At 42.9% G+C, this 17,589-nt stretch carries 14 protein-coding genes and 1 tRNA gene; 14 read left to right on the forward strand and 1 reads right to left on the reverse strand.

Annotation, left to right across the window (positions count from 1 at the left end):
• From F991_RS01340 to F991_RS01395, 12 genes are all read left to right on the forward strand, one after another.
• Positions 1–738 (forward strand): EF-Tu C-terminal domain-related protein (locus F991_RS01340; RefSeq protein WP_004668259.1); only part of this gene is annotated, 738 nt, incomplete at its 5' end.
• Positions 739–786: 48 nt separating this feature from the next.
• Positions 787–862: transfer RNA gene (locus tag F991_RS01345), tRNA-Trp, on the forward strand.
• Between the two features lie 76 nt (positions 863–938).
• Complete coding sequence (secE, locus tag F991_RS01350) at positions 939–1,379, forward strand: preprotein translocase subunit SecE (protein WP_004668260.1); 441 nt, start codon at positions 939–941, stop codon at positions 1,377–1,379.
• Positions 1,380–1,386: 7 nt separating this feature from the next.
• Complete coding sequence (nusG, locus tag F991_RS01355; protein WP_004668261.1) at positions 1,387–1,920, forward strand: transcription termination/antitermination protein NusG; 534 nt, start codon at positions 1,387–1,389, stop codon at positions 1,918–1,920.
• A 111-nt stretch (positions 1,921–2,031) separates the two neighbouring features.
• Positions 2,032–2,460, forward strand: a complete 429-nt coding sequence (gene rplK / locus F991_RS01360) for a 50S ribosomal protein L11 (RefSeq protein ID WP_004668262.1) — start codon at positions 2,032–2,034, stop codon at positions 2,458–2,460.
• 3 nt (positions 2,461–2,463) lie between these two features.
• The gene (rplA, locus tag F991_RS01365; RefSeq protein ID WP_004668264.1) at positions 2,464–3,159 is read left to right on the forward strand and encodes a 50S ribosomal protein L1; all 696 of its coding nucleotides are present in this window, start codon (positions 2,464–2,466) and stop codon (positions 3,157–3,159) included.
• 296 nt (positions 3,160–3,455) lie between these two features.
• On the forward strand, positions 3,456–3,962 hold the full coding sequence (gene rplJ / locus F991_RS01370; protein ID WP_004668265.1) for a 50S ribosomal protein L10: 507 nt from the start codon (positions 3,456–3,458) through the stop codon (positions 3,960–3,962).
• A 48-nt stretch (positions 3,963–4,010) separates the two neighbouring features.
• On the forward strand, positions 4,011–4,376 hold the full coding sequence (gene rplL / locus F991_RS01375; RefSeq protein WP_004668267.1) for a 50S ribosomal protein L7/L12: 366 nt from the start codon (positions 4,011–4,013) through the stop codon (positions 4,374–4,376).
• Between the two features lie 308 nt (positions 4,377–4,684).
• Positions 4,685–8,773, forward strand: a complete 4,089-nt coding sequence (gene rpoB / locus F991_RS01380; RefSeq protein ID WP_004668270.1) for a DNA-directed RNA polymerase subunit beta — start codon at positions 4,685–4,687, stop codon at positions 8,771–8,773.
• A gap of 170 nt (positions 8,774–8,943) precedes the next feature.
• Complete coding sequence (gene rpoC / locus F991_RS01385) at positions 8,944–13,137, forward strand: DNA-directed RNA polymerase subunit beta' (protein WP_004668274.1); 4,194 nt, start codon at positions 8,944–8,946, stop codon at positions 13,135–13,137.
• Positions 13,138–13,305: 168 nt separating this feature from the next.
• Positions 13,306–13,671: a hypothetical protein gene (locus F991_RS01390; RefSeq protein WP_004668275.1), complete on the forward strand. Its 366-nt coding sequence runs from the start codon at positions 13,306–13,308 to the stop codon at positions 13,669–13,671.
• Between the two features lie 391 nt (positions 13,672–14,062).
• Positions 14,063–14,419: a YMGG-like glycine zipper-containing protein gene (locus F991_RS01395; protein WP_004668277.1), complete on the forward strand. Its 357-nt coding sequence runs from the start codon at positions 14,063–14,065 to the stop codon at positions 14,417–14,419.
• Between the two features lie 88 nt (positions 14,420–14,507).
• On the opposite strand, the gene F991_RS01400 is transcribed toward F991_RS01395, so the two are convergent.
• Positions 14,508–14,996, reverse strand: coding sequence for a DUF4442 domain-containing protein (locus F991_RS01400; protein WP_004668278.1), 489 nt, complete (start codon positions 14,994–14,996; stop codon positions 14,508–14,510).
• Between the two features lie 115 nt (positions 14,997–15,111).
• Here F991_RS01400 and F991_RS01405 point away from each other — a divergent pair, with 115 nt between their 5' ends.
• Together F991_RS01405 and F991_RS01410 are read left to right on the forward strand one after the other, a co-directional pair.
• Positions 15,112–15,984, forward strand: coding sequence for an alpha/beta fold hydrolase (locus F991_RS01405; protein WP_004668279.1), 873 nt, complete (start codon positions 15,112–15,114; stop codon positions 15,982–15,984).
• Between the two features lie 76 nt (positions 15,985–16,060).
• Positions 16,061–17,425: a Na+/H+ antiporter family protein gene (locus tag F991_RS01410; RefSeq protein WP_004668280.1), complete on the forward strand. Its 1,365-nt coding sequence runs from the start codon at positions 16,061–16,063 to the stop codon at positions 17,423–17,425.
• The last annotated feature ends 164 nt before the right edge of the window (positions 17,426–17,589 follow it).

Below are 17,589 nucleotides of genomic sequence, written 5' to 3' on the forward strand. Positions count from 1 at the left end.
ATGGAAGTTCGTGAACTTCTTTCTACTTATGACTTCCCAGGTGATGACACTCCAATCATCCGTGGTTCAGCGCTTCAAGCATTAAACGGTAACGATGGTCCTTATGGCGAACAAGCTGTAATCGACTTAGTTGCTGCACTTGACTCTTATATTCCAGAGCCAGAGCGTGCAATCGATAAAGCATTCCTAATGCCAATCGAAGATGTATTCTCGATTTCTGGTCGTGGTACAGTTGTAACTGGCCGTGTAGAATCTGGTATCGTTAAAGTTGGCGAATCAGTTGAAATCGTTGGTATTCGTGACACTGTTGTGACGACTGTAACTGGCGTTGAAATGTTCCGTAAATTGCTCGACGAAGGTCGTGCTGGCGAGAACTGTGGTGTTCTTCTTCGTGGTACTAAGCGTGAAGACGTACAACGTGGTCAAGTACTTGCTAAGCCAGGTACAATCAAGCCGCACACTAAATTCGACGCAGAAGTATATGTACTTTCTAAAGAAGAAGGTGGTCGTCATACTCCATTCTTAAATGGTTACCGTCCACAGTTCTACTTCCGTACAACTGACGTAACTGGCGCAATCCAATTACAAGACGGCGTTGAAATGGTTATGCCAGGTGACAACGTTGAAATGTCAGTAGAATTAATTCACCCAATCGCAATGGACCCAGGTCTACGTTTTGCGATTCGTGAAGGTGGTCGTACTGTAGGTGCTGGTGTTGTTGCGAAAGTAACTGCATAATACGATATGCGATTCAAATCGGAAGCTTCGGCTTTCGATTTGCATAATAGGTCAGTAGTTCAATTGGTAGAGCGTCGGTCTCCAAAACCGAATGTTGGGGGTTCGAGTCCCTCCTGACCTGCCACTTTTTTTAAATAAAAAAGCTTGATTCTGGCTAAGTTGTCATATAATAAGTCGCGAATTCTACGACGAGTAAAAAAATGTCGAATGATAAATCGCGTGACGCATTAAGCGACGCGCCAATTCCCCAAAGAAATAATGCTGCAGAAGTTGTGCGCTCGGGCTCTCCATTAGATATCGTCTTATGGTTGATTGCTCTAGCTTTATTGATTGGTTCAGCAATGGTAAATCAGTATTTGCCAGCCCATTGGGCACCCGCAAATGATATTTGGGTGCGCATCGGGGTAATTTTGGCTTGTATCGTCGTCGCTTTAGGTTTATTATACGCCACCCATCAAGGTAAGGGCTTTGTGCGTTTATTGCAAGATGCGCGAATAGAACTACGTCGAGTGGCTTGGCCGACAAAACAAGAGACGATCACGACCTCGTGGCAAGTGCTTTTGGTTGTAATTGTAACAGCAATTGTATTGTGGTGTTTCGATTACGGGTTAGGCTGGTTTATTAAGTTAATTATCGGGTAAGAGCGCAATGAAACGTTGGTATATTATTCATGCCTATTCAGGTTTTGAAAAACAAGTAATGCGTTCACTTAATGAACGAATTCAACGTAGCACAGTAGCTGATAGCTTTGGTGAAGTCCTTGTTCCTACTGAAGAAGTAGTGGAAATGAAGGACGGAAAGAAGCGCAAGTCTGAACGTAAATTCTTTCCTGGCTATGTGTTAGTCGAAATGGAAATGAATGATGATACTTGGCACATCGTAAAAGAGTGTCCAAAGGTTCTTGGTTTTATTGGTGGAACACCAGAAAAACCAGCACCAATCACACAGCGTGAAGCAGATGCAATTCTTGCTCGTGTACGTAATCTTGGTGAAGCACCTCGTCCTAAGACGATGTTTGAACCAGGTGAAGAATTACTCGTTATTGATGGTCCGTTCACTGACTTTAAAGGGGTCGTGGAGGAAGTACAATACGAGAAGTCACGTTTAACGTTGACGATTAATGTATTTAATCGACCTACTCAGGTTGAACTCGAGTTTCGCCAAGTCGAAAAAACGATTTAATTTGAGTTGGTTGGAAAGCGCCCGATTTTGTCGGGCATTGTTGTTGTAATGCTTTGGCGTTACTTGATTTTTGGGGAGCCTAACGGCGTTTGTACCCAGAGGTAATTTTTAATGGCTAAGAAGATTGACGGCTATATCAAGCTGCAAGTCCCAGCTGGTAAAGCAAATCCATCTCCACCAATTGGTCCTGCTTTGGGTCAACGTGGTGTAAACATCATGGCATTCTGTAAAGAATTCAATGCTGCTACACAAAAACTTGAAGTTGGTTTGCCGATTCCTGTCGTGATTACTGTGTACAACGACAAGTCGTTCACTTTCATCATGAAAACTCCACCTGCATCTATTCTTCTTAAGAAAGCTGCTGGTATTCAAAAGGGTTCAGCTGTACCTAACAAAACTAAAGTGGGTAAGTTGACTCGTGCTCAACTAGAAGAAATCGCGACTACTAAAGAACCAGATTTAACTGGTGCTGATTTAGACGCTCGTGTTCGTACCATCGCTGGTTCTGCACGTTCTATGGGCTTGGAAGTGGAGCTATAAGACATGGCAAAGTTAACTAAACGTCAAAAAGCCATTGCTGCTGCTGTAGAAGCAAACAAAGTTTACACTTTGGAAGAAGCAGTACAAGTTCTCAACAGCCTTCCAGCTGCTAAGTTCAAAGAATCTCTAGATGTAGCGGTAAACCTTGGGGTTGATCCACGTAAATCTGATCAAGTGGTTCGTGGTGCGACAACTTTACCTGCGGGTACTGGTAAAACTGTACGTGTTGCAGTGTTTGCACAAGGTGCTGCTGCTGAAGCAGCTAAAGCTGAAGGCGCTGATATCGTTGGTTTTGAAGACTTAGCTGAAAGCATTCAGAAAGGTAATCTTGACTTTGATGTTGTCATTGCTGCACCTGACGCTATGCGTGTTGTAGGTAAGCTTGGTACGATTCTTGGTCCACGTGGCTTAATGCCAAACCCTAAAGTGGGTACAGTGACTCCTGATGTTGCGAATGCAGTTAAAAACGCTAAATCTGGTCAAGCACGTTACCGTGTCGACAAAGCGGGTATTATCCACGCTGCGATCGGTCAACTTGGCTTTAGCGAAGAAGCTGTACGTCAAAACGTTGAAGCTTTGATTGCAGACTTGAAAAAGTTAAAACCTGCAACATCTAAAGGCGTATACGTTAAAAAGATCACTTTGAGCTCTACTATGGGTCCTGGTTTGATCGTTGACGTAAGCAATATTTCTAAATAATTTAGAAAAGAATTTTAAAGCCCTGAGTAATATTTGAAGCACTGCTTCAAATATTGCGCAAGAGAAACCGGTTTCGGACTACTTGCAAACTTAGGCAAACTTTGAATTGATAAATAAATATTTATCAGCGTCAAAGACCTCAGGCGAGGAATATTTTCGAATATTCTTCTTAAAAATCCAGTCTGAGTAGACGCGGTGGTGTGATTTATTCCTCCTCCGCGTGTAAGTCTGAATAAGACTTGCGAATTGGGAGTGTACTCATTTGAGTACATAAATCACCGTTAGGAGGTTTTACAATGGCTCTTCTTATCGAAGACAAAAAACAGATCGTTGCTGAAGTAAGTGAAATTGCTTCTACAGCGTTCGCTGCCGTTGTTGCTGACTACCAAGGTTTAACGGTTGAGCAATTAACTGCTCTCCGTGTTGAAGCTCGTAAGTTAGGTGTTGCTACACGTGTTGTACGTAATACTTTGGCTAAACGTGCTCTTCAAGATACGCCATTCGCTATCTTGAATGACGACCTTGTTGGTCCAACAATCTTAGCATTCTCAACTTCTGAAGACGATATGGGTGCAGCTGCACGCTTGTTCGAAGAATTTGCTAAAACTAATAAAGCATTTGAATTAAAGGCTGCCGCATTTGATGGCAAAGTTTATCAAGGTGCAGACATTAGCGTTATCGCAAATCTTCCGAACCAAGAAAAAGCGCTTACTATGCTTGCCTCTGTTCTTCAAGCTCCTATTTCGAAATTGGGTCGCTTACTTACAGCGCTTCAAGAGAAAAACGAGTCAGAAGCTGCTTAAGTTTAAATCTACTTTCACACCATTCAATACCCATTTGGAGTTACTCTCATGGCTTTAACAAACGAAGAAATCCTAAACGCAGTTGCTGAAAAAACTGTTCTTGAGCTTGTTGAACTTATTTCTGCTTTCGAAGAAAAATTCAACGTATCTGCTGCTGCTGTAGCTGTAGCTGCTGGTCCTGCTGCTGCTGTTGCTGAAGAGCAAACTGAATTCAACGTTGAGTTGACTTCTTTCGGCGCGAACAAAGTTGCAGTAATTAAAGCAGTACGTGAAGCGACTGGTCTTGGTCTTAAAGAAGCGAAAGATCTTGTTGAAGGCGCTCCAGCTGTTCTTAAAGAAGGCGTTTCTAAAGAAGAAGGCGAAGAGCTTAAGACTAAGCTTGAAGCTGCTGGCGCTACAGTTACACTTAAGTAATACTGTAGGGAGTCGGTTTTTTTGATAATCGGCTCCAAAAAATGGCTGATGGCTCTTGGGTCATCAGCCTTTTTGCGTTACAATAATCGGCTCGTTTTTTGTTAGTTTCGCATATAATATGCGGGTTTTTGCAATAAAAAGACTAATATCAAACGCTTAACAATGTTTTTTGCTTATAAAAATATTGTTAAGCGTTTTAATACCACTAAAAATTGCAGCATTTGTAAACAGTGGTGGCCATATCGGCCTGCGTAATCCTTCTAGGCCCGTTCTGCAGGCGGGCTTAGTTTACTTCCCGAGGACTCCAGATGGCATACTCATATACCGAAAAGAAACGGATCCGTAAGAATTTTGGTAAATTGCCCCAAGTGATGGAAGCACCGTACTTACTTTCGATTCAAGTCGATTCGTACCGTACGTTTTTACAAGGTGGCAAAACTCCAAAGAACCGCGAAGATATCGGTCTCCAAGCCGCATTTCGTTCAGTTTTTCCTATTGAAAGTTATTCTGGCAATGCTGCTTTAGAATTTGTTGAGTATAGTCTTGGTAAGCCTGAGTTTGACGTGCGTGAATGTATTTTACGTGGTTCGACTTATGCAGCACCAATGCGCGTAAAAATTCGTTTGATCATTAAAGATCGTGAAACGAAATCAATTAAAGACGTTCGTGAGCAAGAAGTGTACATGGGTGAAATGCCACTCATGACCGATAACGGTACTTTCGTTATCAATGGTACTGAGCGTGTGATCGTATCTCAGTTACACCGTTCGCCAGGTGTGTTCTTTGACCATGACAAGGGTAAAACTCACTCAAGTGGTAAAGTGTTGTATTCAGCACGTATTATCCCTTACCGTGGTTCATGGTTAGACTTTGAATTTGACGCAAAAGATCTTGTGTTTGTACGTATTGACCGTCGTCGTAAATTGTTGGCGACTGTGATTTTACGTGCTTTAAATTATAGCAATGCGCAAATTTTGAATTTGTTCTACGAAAAAGTACCTGTATATCTTGATATGGGTAGCTATCAAATTGACCTCATTCCAGATCGCTTGCGTGGAGAAATGGCGCAGTTTGATATTGCTGACAATGACGGTAAAGTGATTGTAGAGCAAGGTAAACGTATTAATGCGCGTCACGTACGTCAAATGGAAGCGGCTAACTTAGCCAAGCTTTCTGTACCTGATGAATACTTGTATGAGCGTATCACCGCTGAAGATATCCCATTAAAAGATGGTGAGGTGATTGCTGCAAATACCTTGTTAAGCCATGAAGTGATGGTGAAGTTAGCTGAAGGCGGTGTTAAGCAATTTAACATCCTATTTACTAACGATATCGACCGTGGTTCTTTTATTGCTGACACCTTACGTGCAGATACTACAACGGGGCGTGAAGAAGCACTCGTTGAAATCTACAAAGTAATGCGTCCAGGTGAGCCACCGACGAAAGAAGCTGCAGATAATTTATTTAATAACTTATTCTTCTCTTCTGAGCGTTATGACTTGTCGCCTGTTGGTCGTATGAAGTTTAACCGTCGCTTGGGTCGTCCATACGAAGTCGGTACTGATCAAAAGTCTCGTGAAGTTGAAGGTATTTTATCGCACGACGATATCATTGATGTACTTCGTACATTGGTTGAAATCCGTAACGGTAAAGGTGAAGTCGACGATATCGACCACTTGGGTAACCGTCGCGTACGTTCTGTTGGTGAAATGACAGAAAACCAATTCCGTGTTGGTTTAGTACGTGTTGAGCGTGCTGTTAAAGAGCGTTTAAGCCAAGCTGAAGCGGATAACCTGTCTCCACAGGATTTGATTAACGCAAAACCAGTTGCTGCTGCGATTAAAGAATTCTTTGGTTCAAGCCAATTGTCTCAGTTCATGGATCAAAACAACCCATTATCTGAAATTACACACAAACGTCGTGTATCAGCGCTTGGGCCTGGTGGTTTGACACGTGAACGTGCGGGCTTTGAGGTTCGTGACGTACATCAAACGCATTATGGTCGTGTTTGTCCAATTGAAACGCCTGAAGGTCCAAACATTGGTTTGATCAACTCGCTTTCTGTTTATGCAAAAACGAACAACTTTGGTTTCTTAGAAACACCTTACCGTAAAGTTGTAGATGGTCGTGTTACTGATGCGGTTGAGTATTTATCTGCGATTGAAGAAGTAGGTACTGTTATTGCACAGGCCGATTCAGCAATTGATAAAGAAGGTACTTTGACTGAAGAAATGGTTTCTGTACGTCATCAGGGTGATTTCGTTCGTATGTCACCTGAGCGTGTCACTCATATGGATGTATCTGCACAGCAGGTTGTTTCTGTTGCAGCGTCATTGATTCCGTTCCTTGAACACGATGATGCGAACCGTGCATTGATGGGTTCAAACATGCAGCGTCAGGCAGTTCCAACGTTACGTGCTGACAAGCCGCTTGTTGGTACGGGTATGGAAGCAAACGTAGCGCGTGACTCTGGTGTGTGTGTGATCGCAAACCGTGGTGGTGCGATTGAGTATGTTGATGCCTCACGTATTGTTATTCGTGTAAACGAAGATGAAATGATTGCTGGTGAAGCAGGTGTAGATATCTACAACCTGATCAAATATACCCGTTCGAACCAAAACACCTGTATCAACCAAAATGTTATCGTAAACATGGGCGACAAAGTTGCGCGTGGTGATATCTTGGCTGATGGTCCATCGACGGATATGGGTGAGCTTGCGCTTGGTCAAAACATGCGCGTCGCGTTCATGACATGGAACGGTTATAACTACGAAGACTCGATCTTACTTTCAGAGCGTGTGCTTCAAGAAGACCGTTTAACTTCGATTCATATCCAAGAGTTGTCATGTGTCGCACGTGATACCAAGTTAGGTGCAGAAGAAATCACTGCCGATATTCCTAACGTTGGTGAAGCAGCGCTTTCTAAGTTGGATGAGTCTGGTATTGTTTATATCGGTGCTGAAGTTACAGCAGGTGACATCCTTGTTGGTAAAGTAACACCTAAAGGTGAAACACAGTTAACACCTGAAGAAAAATTACTTCGTGCTATCTTTGGCGAAAAAGCAGCTGATGTAAAAGATTCATCTTTACGCGTTCCATCTGGTACCAAAGGTACAGTGATCGATGTTCAAGTCTTCACGCGTGATGGTTTGGAAAAAGATGATCGTGCACAAGCGATTGAAAAAGCACAGCTTGATGCTTACCGTAAAGATTTGAAAGAAGAATACAAAATCTTTGAAGAAGCAGCACGTGAACGTATTGTTCGCTTGTTGAAAGGTAAAGAGTCTAATGGTGGCGGTACAACGAAGCGCGGCGATAAACTTGCAGAAGATATGTTGTCTGGTTTAGAGCTGGTTGATTTGTTAGAAATCCAACCAACAGATGAAGCAATCGCTGAACGTTTAACTCAAATTCAGGTATTCTTGAAAGAGAAGAGTATCGAGATTGATGAGAAATTTGCTGAGAAGAAACGCAAACTCTCTACAGGTGATGAATTAACAACGGGTGTATTAAAAGTTGTTAAGGTTTACCTTGCAGTGAAACGTCGTATCCAACCGGGTGATAAGATGGCGGGTCGTCACGGGAACAAGGGTGTTGTCTCTAACATCTTACCTGTTGAAGATATGCCACATGATGCCAATGGTGTACCTGTTGACATCGTATTGAACCCATTGGGTGTACCGTCGCGTATGAACGTGGGTCAGATTCTTGAAACCCATTTGGGCTTGGCGGCAAAAGGTTTGGGTGAGCAGATCGATAAGATGCTGCAACAACAACGTACCGTTGCTGAACTTCGTTTGTTCCTTGATAAGATTTACAACAAAGTTGGTGGCGAGCAAGAAGATCTTGATAGCTTAACTGATGAAGAAGTGTTGAAGCTTGCAGGTAACTTACGTGCAGGTGTTCCTTTGGCAACACCAGTGTTTGATGGTGCTGAAGAAAGCCAAATTAAAGAATTACTTGAACTTGCTGAATTGCCGCGTTCTGGTCAACAGACTTTGTTTGATGGCCGTACAGGTGAACAGTTTGACCGTCCTGTAACTGTTGGTTACATGTATATGCTCAAATTGAACCACTTGGTTGATGACAAAATGCACGCGCGTTCAACTGGTTCTTACTCGCTTGTGACACAGCAGCCGCTTGGTGGTAAAGCACAATTCGGTGGTCAGCGTTTTGGTGAGATGGAAGTCTGGGCACTTGAAGCATATGGTGCAGCATATACACTCCAAGAAATGCTCACTGTGAAATCGGATGACGTCGAAGGTCGTACTCGCATCTATAAGAATATTGTAGATGGTAACCATTATATGGATCCGGGTATGCCTGAATCGTTCAACGTATTGACCAAAGAGATCCGTTCTTTAGGTATCAACATTGAACTGAAAAATGGTGACTAATTAGCCATTAATCCCCCGAGCCCCCTTGACGAAAGGGGGAGTTCCCACTTGAAAGGGTAGGAGCTTCCCTCCTTAGAAAAAAGAGGGACTGAGGGAGGATTATTCAGTTAAAAAACAATATTTGTGACCCAGTCGGGCGAGCTTAGCTCCCTGACACACGGAGAAAAAAATTGAAAGACTTGCTCGATATCATGCGTAAGAAAACGGATTCAGAAGGTCATGCACCTGTTGAATTTGACCGTATCCGTATTGGTCTTGCGTCACCAGAAATGATTAAGTCATGGTCTCACGGTGAAGTAAAAAAACCAGAAACCATTAATTACCGTACTTTTAAACCTGAACGTGACGGTTTGTTCTGTGCCAAAATCTTTGGTCCAGTTAAAGATTACGAATGCTTGTGTGGCAAATACAAGCGTATGAAATACAAAGGCGTCATTTGTGAAAAATGTGGCGTCGAGGTTACGACTGCTAAAGTACGTCGTGAGCGCATGGGTCACATTGATCTTGCTTCGCCAGTTGCGCATATTTGGTTCTTAAAATCATTGCCAAGCCGTATCGGTTTGTTACTTGATATGACATTACGTGACATCGAACGCGTCTTGTATTTCGAATCATATGTCGTTACAGATCCAGGCATGACTCCGTTTGAAAAGTATCAACTTTTAACAGACGAAGAATACTTCAATGCGCTTGAAGAACATGGCGATGAATTCACTGCAAAAATGGGTGCTGAAGCAATCCAAGATCTATTGAAAGATATCGATCTTGAAGCTGAAATTGCGCGTTTGCGTGAAGAAATCCCTCAAACAACGTCTGAGACGAAACTTAAAAAAGCGTCTAAGCGTTTGAAATTGATGGAAGCTTTCAAAGATTCAAACAACAAGCCAGAATGGATGGTGTTGACAGTACTTCCAGTACTTCCACCAGATCTTCGTCCACTTGTACCACTTGAAGGTGGTCGTTTTGCGACGTCTGACTTGAATGATCTTTATCGTCGTGTGATTAACCGTAACAACCGTTTGAAGCGTCTACTTGACCTATCAGCACCAGACATTATCGTGCGTAACGAAAAACGTATGTTGCAAGAGTCTGTCGATGCGTTGTTAGACAACGGTCGTCGTGGTCGTGCTATTACAGGTTCGAACAAACGTCCATTGAAATCTTTGGCTGATATGATCAAAGGTAAGCAAGGTCGTTTCCGTCAGAACTTGCTTGGTAAGCGTGTTGACTATTCTGGTCGTTCGGTTATTACTGTTGGTCCTACTTTACGTCTTCACCAATGTGGTCTTCCGAAGAAAATGGCACTTGAATTATTTAAGCCATTTATTTTCGCAAAATTACAAGCATCAGGTCAGGCTACAACCATTAAAGCTGCGAAGAAAATGGTTGAGCGTGAAACACCTGAAGTTTGGGACGTTCTAGCATCTGTAATTCGTCAACATCCAGTGATGTTGAACCGTGCGCCAACACTTCACCGTCTAGGTCTTCAAGCATTTGAACCTATTCTGATCGAAGGTAAGGCAATCCGTCTCCACCCACTCGTATGTGCTGCGTTTAACGCCGACTTCGATGGTGACCAAATGGCGGTACACGTTCCATTGACGCTTGAAGCACAGTTAGAAGCTCGTGCCTTGATGATGTCAACCAACAACATCTTGTCACCTGCAAATGGCGAGCCGATTATCGTTCCTTCTCAGGACGTTGTCTTGGGTCTTTACTACATCACACGTGATGCGGTAAATGCCAAAGGTGAAGGCATGATGTTTGCTGATACACACGAAGTAAACCGTGCGTTGGCAACTGGTCAAGTTGCGATTCATGCACGCGTAAAAGTACGTGTACATCAAACAGTAATCGATGAAAATGGTCAACGTGAACAACAAACCATTATTGTTGATACCACGCCTGGTCGTTGCTTATTGTGGGAAGTTGTTCCACAAGGTTTAAGCTTTGAATCGATTAACCTTGAAATGACCAAGAAAAACATCTCTAAGTTGATTAACTCTTGTTACCGTAAACTTGGTTTGAAAGATACCGTTATCTTTGCTGACCAATTGATGTATTTGGGCTTCCGTCAAGCGACGCGTTCAGGTGTATCAGTCGGTATGGAAGACATGTTGATTCCACCAACCAAGTATACGATTATCGATAAAGCTGAAACAGAAGTTCGTGAAATCGAACAACAGTTTGAGCAAGGTTTCGTAACAGCGGGTGAGCGTTACAACAAGGTTGTCGATATTTGGGCACGTACCAATGACCAAGTTGCGAAAGCAATGATGGATAACTTGTCTTTTGTTACGGTTAAAAACCGTGACGGTGTTGATGAGAAGCAGAAATCATTTAACTCAATTTATATGATGTCTGACTCTGGTGCCCGTGGTAGTGCGGCGCAGATTCGTCAGCTTGCTGGTATGCGTGGTTTGATGGCGAAACCAGATGGTTCGATCATTGAAACGCCGATTAAAGCAAACTTCCGTGAAGGTTTGACAGTACTTCAGTACTTCATTTCAACACACGGTGCACGTAAAGGTTTGGCCGATACTGCATTGAAAACTGCAAACTCTGGTTACTTAACGCGTCGTCTAGTCGATGTAGCACAAGATTTGGTGATTACTGAGCCTGATTGTGGTACAGCTGGCGGTTTAGTGATGACACCATTCATTCAAGGTGGTGACGTGATTGAGCCATTACGCGATCGCGTATTGGGTCGTGTAACTGCTGAAGATGTACGTCGTGCGTCTGATGATGAAGTGGTGTTGCCACGTGGTACGTTAATCGATGAGAAAATCGCTGCTCAGCTTGAAGAAGCGGGTGTCGATGAAGTTAAAGTACGTTCAGTGATTGCATGTGAATCTACCTTCGGTGTATGTGCACGTTGTTATGGCCGTGATCTTGCACGTGGTCACTTGGTGAACCCGGGTGAGTCTGTTGGTGTAATGGCTGCACAGTCAATCGGTGAACCAGGTACACAGTTAACGATGCGTACCTTCCACGTCGGTGGTGCTGCGAGCCGAACATCTGCTGCAAACAGTGTTCAAGTCCGTAATAAAGGTACTGTACGTTTCCACAATGTGAAAACAGTTGAACACAACAAAGGTCACTTGGTTTCAGTTTCACGTTCAGGTGAAATTGGTATTGCGGATGACTTAGGTCGTGAGCGTGAGCGCTATAAACTTCCTTACGGTGCAAGCATCTTGTTGAAAGATGGCGAGTCTGTAGAAGCGGGTGGTATCGTTGCGACTTGGGATCCACATACCCATCCACTTGTGACAGAAGTTGCGGGTAAAGCACGCTTCAGCCAAATCGCTGATGGTGTGACTGCGACCTCTAAAACAGATGATGCAACAGGTATGACCACTGTTGAAATCTTACCAGTTACAGCACGTCCTGCTTCTGGTAAAGATTTGCGTCCTGCAATCGTGTTGGATACAACCGATGGTGGTGAACAGTTCTACTTCTTACCACAAAACACGATCGTAACCGTTCGTGATGGTGCAACGATTGGTGTCGGTGATGTACTTGGTCGTGTACCACAAGAAACTTCACGTACACGTGATATTACCGGTGGTCTACCGCGTGTAGCTGATTTGTTCGAAGCACGTAAACCGAAAGAGCATGCAATCTTGGCTGAAGTGTCAGGTGTTGTAAGTTTTGGTAAAGAGACTAAAGGTAAGAACCGTTTGGTGATTACACCAGATGATGGTTCTGAGATTTACGAAGAGCTTATTCCGAAATGGCGTACCATTAACGTGTTCGAAGGCGAACATGTCAATCGTGGTGAAACCATTTCTGATGGCCCGCAGAATCCACATGATATCTTGCGTTTGAAAGGTGAAGTGGCATTGACTAACTACATCGTGAACGAAGTTCAAGATGTATATCGTCTCCAAGGTGTAAAAATCAACGATAAGCACATTGAAGTTATCGTACGTCAAATGTTGCGTAAAGTTGATATTACTGAGGGTGGTGATACTAGCTTCATCAAAGGCGAGCAAGTGGATTACATTCGCGTTGTTCAAGAGAACCAAGCGGTGTCTGCTCAGAATAAATTCTCTGCGAAGTTTGAGCGTTTATTAATGGGTATTACTAAAGCATCGCTTTCTACTGACTCATTTATTTCTGCTGCATCGTTCCAGGAAACAACACGTGTGTTAACTGAAGCGGCTGTAACAGGTAAAGAAGATGACTTACGTGGCTTGAAAGAAAACGTGGTTGTGGGTCGTTTGATCCCAGCGGGTACGGGTCTTGCGTATCACTTAGAACGTCGTCGTCAAGAAGCTGAAGCTGCTGAATTAGAACTTCACAATGACTTTAGTGAAGTTGACCAAGCATTTAGCCAAGCGTTGAACTCTGATCAATTCTAAGTTCTAGCTAAATCAAAAAAGACACCTTCGGGTGTCTTTGTTTATGAAGGAAATGAGAGCAAAGCCTTACAAAAACACCTCAGAGCGTTAATGTTTCATTACCGGATCTGAATAGATACTTCATGAAACATGACTATCTTATTGCATAGAACGAGAGGAGTAGTTCCAATGAAAAAAATGATGATGCTTACGGGTGTTGTGCTTATGTCAACGACAATCTTGGCAGGTTGTCAGCACGCAAGTCCAGAAAGTAAACGTATCGGTGCTGCAGCAATTGGCGGTGGTGCAGGTGGTGCTGTAGGTAAAAATCTAGGTGGTAATTTGGGTGCGGGCCTTGGTGCAGCTGTTGGAGCTGGTGTTGCAGCGAATACAAAAGGTGCGAATAGTAAGAATACACGTAATAGTGCGATAGGTGCTGGCGTAGGTGCATGGCTAGGTGGTGCAGTATTAGGTGGTGAAGCTGGTGCGGCAACAGGTGGTGCACTAGGTGGTAGTGCTGGTGCTGCGTATGGCGAAAAAAAGGGTAAGTACTAGTCGTATAGTTTAGTACAGAACAAAAGCCTAAGATTAAAAAAGCCCTTATCATTGATAAGGGCTTTTTTAATTAGGTGGCATTGCAATAGTAAGCTTTCCAGATGGCATGATGGGATCAATACCGCGGGAGGTCATACGCCTTGCACAACTGCCATGTTCTGATATGGATATGTTTAGAAATTTTCAAACAGCTTTTAAAACACTAAACTTATGCTCGATTCGGCTCTTGATTGGCTCAGGGCTATGCAGTTCTAGCGAGATGGATTGCTGAATAGGGGAAGGTGCTTTACAAAATTTCAATCGATTAGGACAGTGTGATAACACAATATGATCAAAATACTCATAAAAGAAGACTATGCTTTTTATAAGAACAGAAGGAGTGAATACGGTCATGAAAAAAACAATTGCTTTAGTTTCTGCTGCTATGTTGTCTACGGTTATGTTTACAGGCTGTCAAAATATGAGTGCATCTGATCAACGTATTGGTGCGGCTGCATTAGGTGGTGCTGTAGGCGGTGGTGTAGGTAATCATGTTGGTGGTGGTCTCGGTGCTGGTGTCGGTGCGGCAGCAGGTGCTGGTGTTGGTGCAAATACCCAAGGTGGTAGTAGCAAGACCACGACCAGTAGTGCCGTCGGTGCAGGTATTGGCTCGGTTGTCGGTAAAGCGATCTTCGGCGGCGACTCGGGTGCTGCGATTGGTGGCGCGATCGGTGGTGGGGCTGGTGCAGCAATCCAAGAAAAGAAATAGTTCTTAGAGCTTTCAACAGCCTTAAATGTTATGAAAAAGAATGTCTGCAAGCGATAAAGTGCAGGCATTTTTTATTTTTTAAGCGCTTTTATTTTGATGTTGCTTTCGGCTTTTTACGACGGATGTATAAAACTTTTTCAACTTCCGCAATGCGTGTGCCAGCATCATCGATGATATTTAAGGTGTAGTGACGTAACACGGGTTCATGATTTTCAGCCAATTGCTTAATTTCTGCAATTTCAACGGCACTCAGTTTAATATCTGCATAAACCGTATTGCGACCGGGTGAAATAAAATTAATGGTGGCGCTTTTATCCCAGACGATATATTTATGCCCGAGGTGGTGCATCAGGATTAGCATATAAAACGGATCAACCATCGAATATAAACTACCACCAAAATGCGTACCCACAATATTACGATTTTTTCTGGTAAGCGGCATTTTGACTCGAATGTGGTAATTATCCAGATCCATGCTCTCAATTGCAATTCCTGCACCACGATACGGGGAGTAGTGGTTGATCATAAATTTTGCAACCACAGGAATGGTTCGAATTTTTTTGAAAAAGCTTTTCATGGTCAATTTTTTTTCTTACAACTCAATTCATACTGCATAAGTATCATTTTTATAGTATCGCTGGCAATGGCTGATTGAACGACCAAGCCGTCTGAAAACAAAATGGGAAACAATTATGCAAGTACAAGTAGAAACTGTAACAACCTCTGATCAGCAAACGCTGTGTGTAAAAACATGGGGTGATGAGAAAAAGCCAGCATTGGTGTTAGTACATGGCTATCCTGACAACCAAGAAGTATGGGAACCGATTATTGAAAAACTGGTGAATGATTATTTTGTTGTCACCTATGATGTACGTGGTGCAGGCTTATCTTCGATTCCAAAACGCATTAAAGACTATCGTTTACCGCGCTTATCATTAGATTTACAAGAAGTTGTTGATCAGGTATTACCGAATCGTAATTTTCATATGGCAGCGCATGATTGGGGCTCTTTACAATCGTGGGAGTCAGCGACTGAACCAAAATTAAAAGGTCGTTTATTGTCTTATACGACGATTTCAGGGCCTTGCTTAGATCATGCATCTTTGTATTTACGTGAAAAATTTAAATCAGCACCGAGCCATGTGTTAAAAATGCTGACTAAATCTTGGTACATCGGCGCATTCCATTTACCTCTACTTGCACCAACGGTATGGACTTTGTTTAGTCCTGAGAAATGGGGCAAGGTGTTAAGTGGTCTAGAGAAAAAACAAGATTTACCTTTGAATGCAAATATTGTGGCAGATGGCAAATATGGAATTAATCTATACCGTGCTAATTTTATTCCGTCTTTAACTCAACCGCGCCAACGCTATGCTCAATGCCCTGTACAGGCAGTTGTCTTAAAAAGAGATGCTTTTGTTAGCCCTGAATATATTACGGAATCTATGCCGAAATGGGTTGAGAACTTTGAGTATGTTGAGTTGGATGCGAACCATTGGGCTGTGTTGAGTCAACCCGAAAAAATTGCGGATTATATTCGTCAATTTATCGTGAAAAATGCATAAATAAAAATCACGTGATGGCAATCGCAGAATTTAAACTCTGCTAAAATGGCGACCTCGTTTCATTTAGTTCAAAGTTATGTTTGCAATTCTTGCTGCGGTTGCCGTCATGTTCGGTCTTTCCTTGGGCCGAGTTCCTGTTGTTTTTGCTTTAGTGATTGGTGCTTTGACAGGCGGTTTACTGGCTGGTTTGGGGTTACAAGGAACTTTAGATGCATTTAATAATGGTCTAGGTGGCGGAGCGAAAATCGCACTTGCCTATGGGGTGTTAGGTGCATTTGCCTTGGCCTTGGCGCGTTCTGGGTTGCCTGATTTATTGGCCTATAAACTCGTTAAAATTCTTAAAAATGATACCGACATTCGTGCTCAAAAACAGGTGAAATTTCTCATATTTCTCACTGTTGGCTTAGCTGCGATTGCCTCACAAAATGTCATTCCAGTTCATATTGCATTTATTCCCGTTTTAATTCCGCCTTTATTGAGTGTGTTTAATCATTTGCACTTAGACCGTAGAGCAATTGCGAGTGTGCTGACCTTCGGTTTGGTTGCAACCTATATGTTCCTGCCAATGGGATTTGGGGCAATTTTCTTAAATGATATCCTTGCACATAACATCAATCATTTTGGTCAAGGCTACGGCTTGCAGATCAGCAATGATCAGATTCCCCGTGCGATGATGATTCCTGTTGGGGGAATGTTTTTAGGTCTACTGGTTGCTGTATTTATTAGTTACCGTAAGCCGCGTGTTTATGAAGATAAACCCTTACATAACGTGACACGTAGTATTGTCGGAGAGATGGCGCAACAGCAACAAGCGCCTCAAATTGCCACTTTTACTTTATGGATGGCGGCCTTTGCGATTATTGCAACCATTGCGGTGCAGCTATATTCAGATTCGATGATTGTTGCTGGCTTGGTGGGTGTGGCCATATTAAGTTGTGCGGGTATCTTTAAGTGGAAAGAGGCAGATGATGTTATCGTCAGTGGGATGCGGATGATGGCGTTGGTTGGATTTACCATGATTGCTGCGCAAGGTTTTGCTGCTGTCATAGAGGCGACTAATCAAGTGCCTGATCTAGTCAAAGCAACTGCTGGTTGGATTGGGGATAGTAAAGCTCTCGCTGCTTTGGTCATGCTTTTGGTCGGGTTATTGATTACTTTAGGGATCGGTTCTTCATTTTCAACGGTGCCGATTCTTGCGATTATTTATGTCCCATTATGTTTGCAATTTGGCTTTAGCCCAATGGCAACGATTGCACTGATTGGTACAGCTGCGGCATTAGGAGATGCGGGTTCTCCTGCATCGGACTCAACTTTGGGTCCAACATCGGGTTTGAATTTAGATGGGCAGCATGACCATATGCGGGATACGGTTGTACCGACCTTCATACATTTTAATATTCCATTGATTGTCTTCGGCTGGATCGCCGCGATGGTACTTTAATACAAAAATGGCTCTAATTAGGGCCATTTTTAATATTAAGAAATAATAAAATGATGATCGATGCTTAAAATAATATTTTTGTTTTCTAATGAATCGCTTTTATTATCATGCGATGGTTGATTATAAAATTTGGTTTTAATTTAATTATCTGGTTATAAAGTGAC

Source organism: Acinetobacter sp. CIP-A165 (assembly GCF_000367985.1).
Classification (GTDB): Bacteria; Pseudomonadota; Gammaproteobacteria; order Pseudomonadales; family Moraxellaceae; genus Acinetobacter.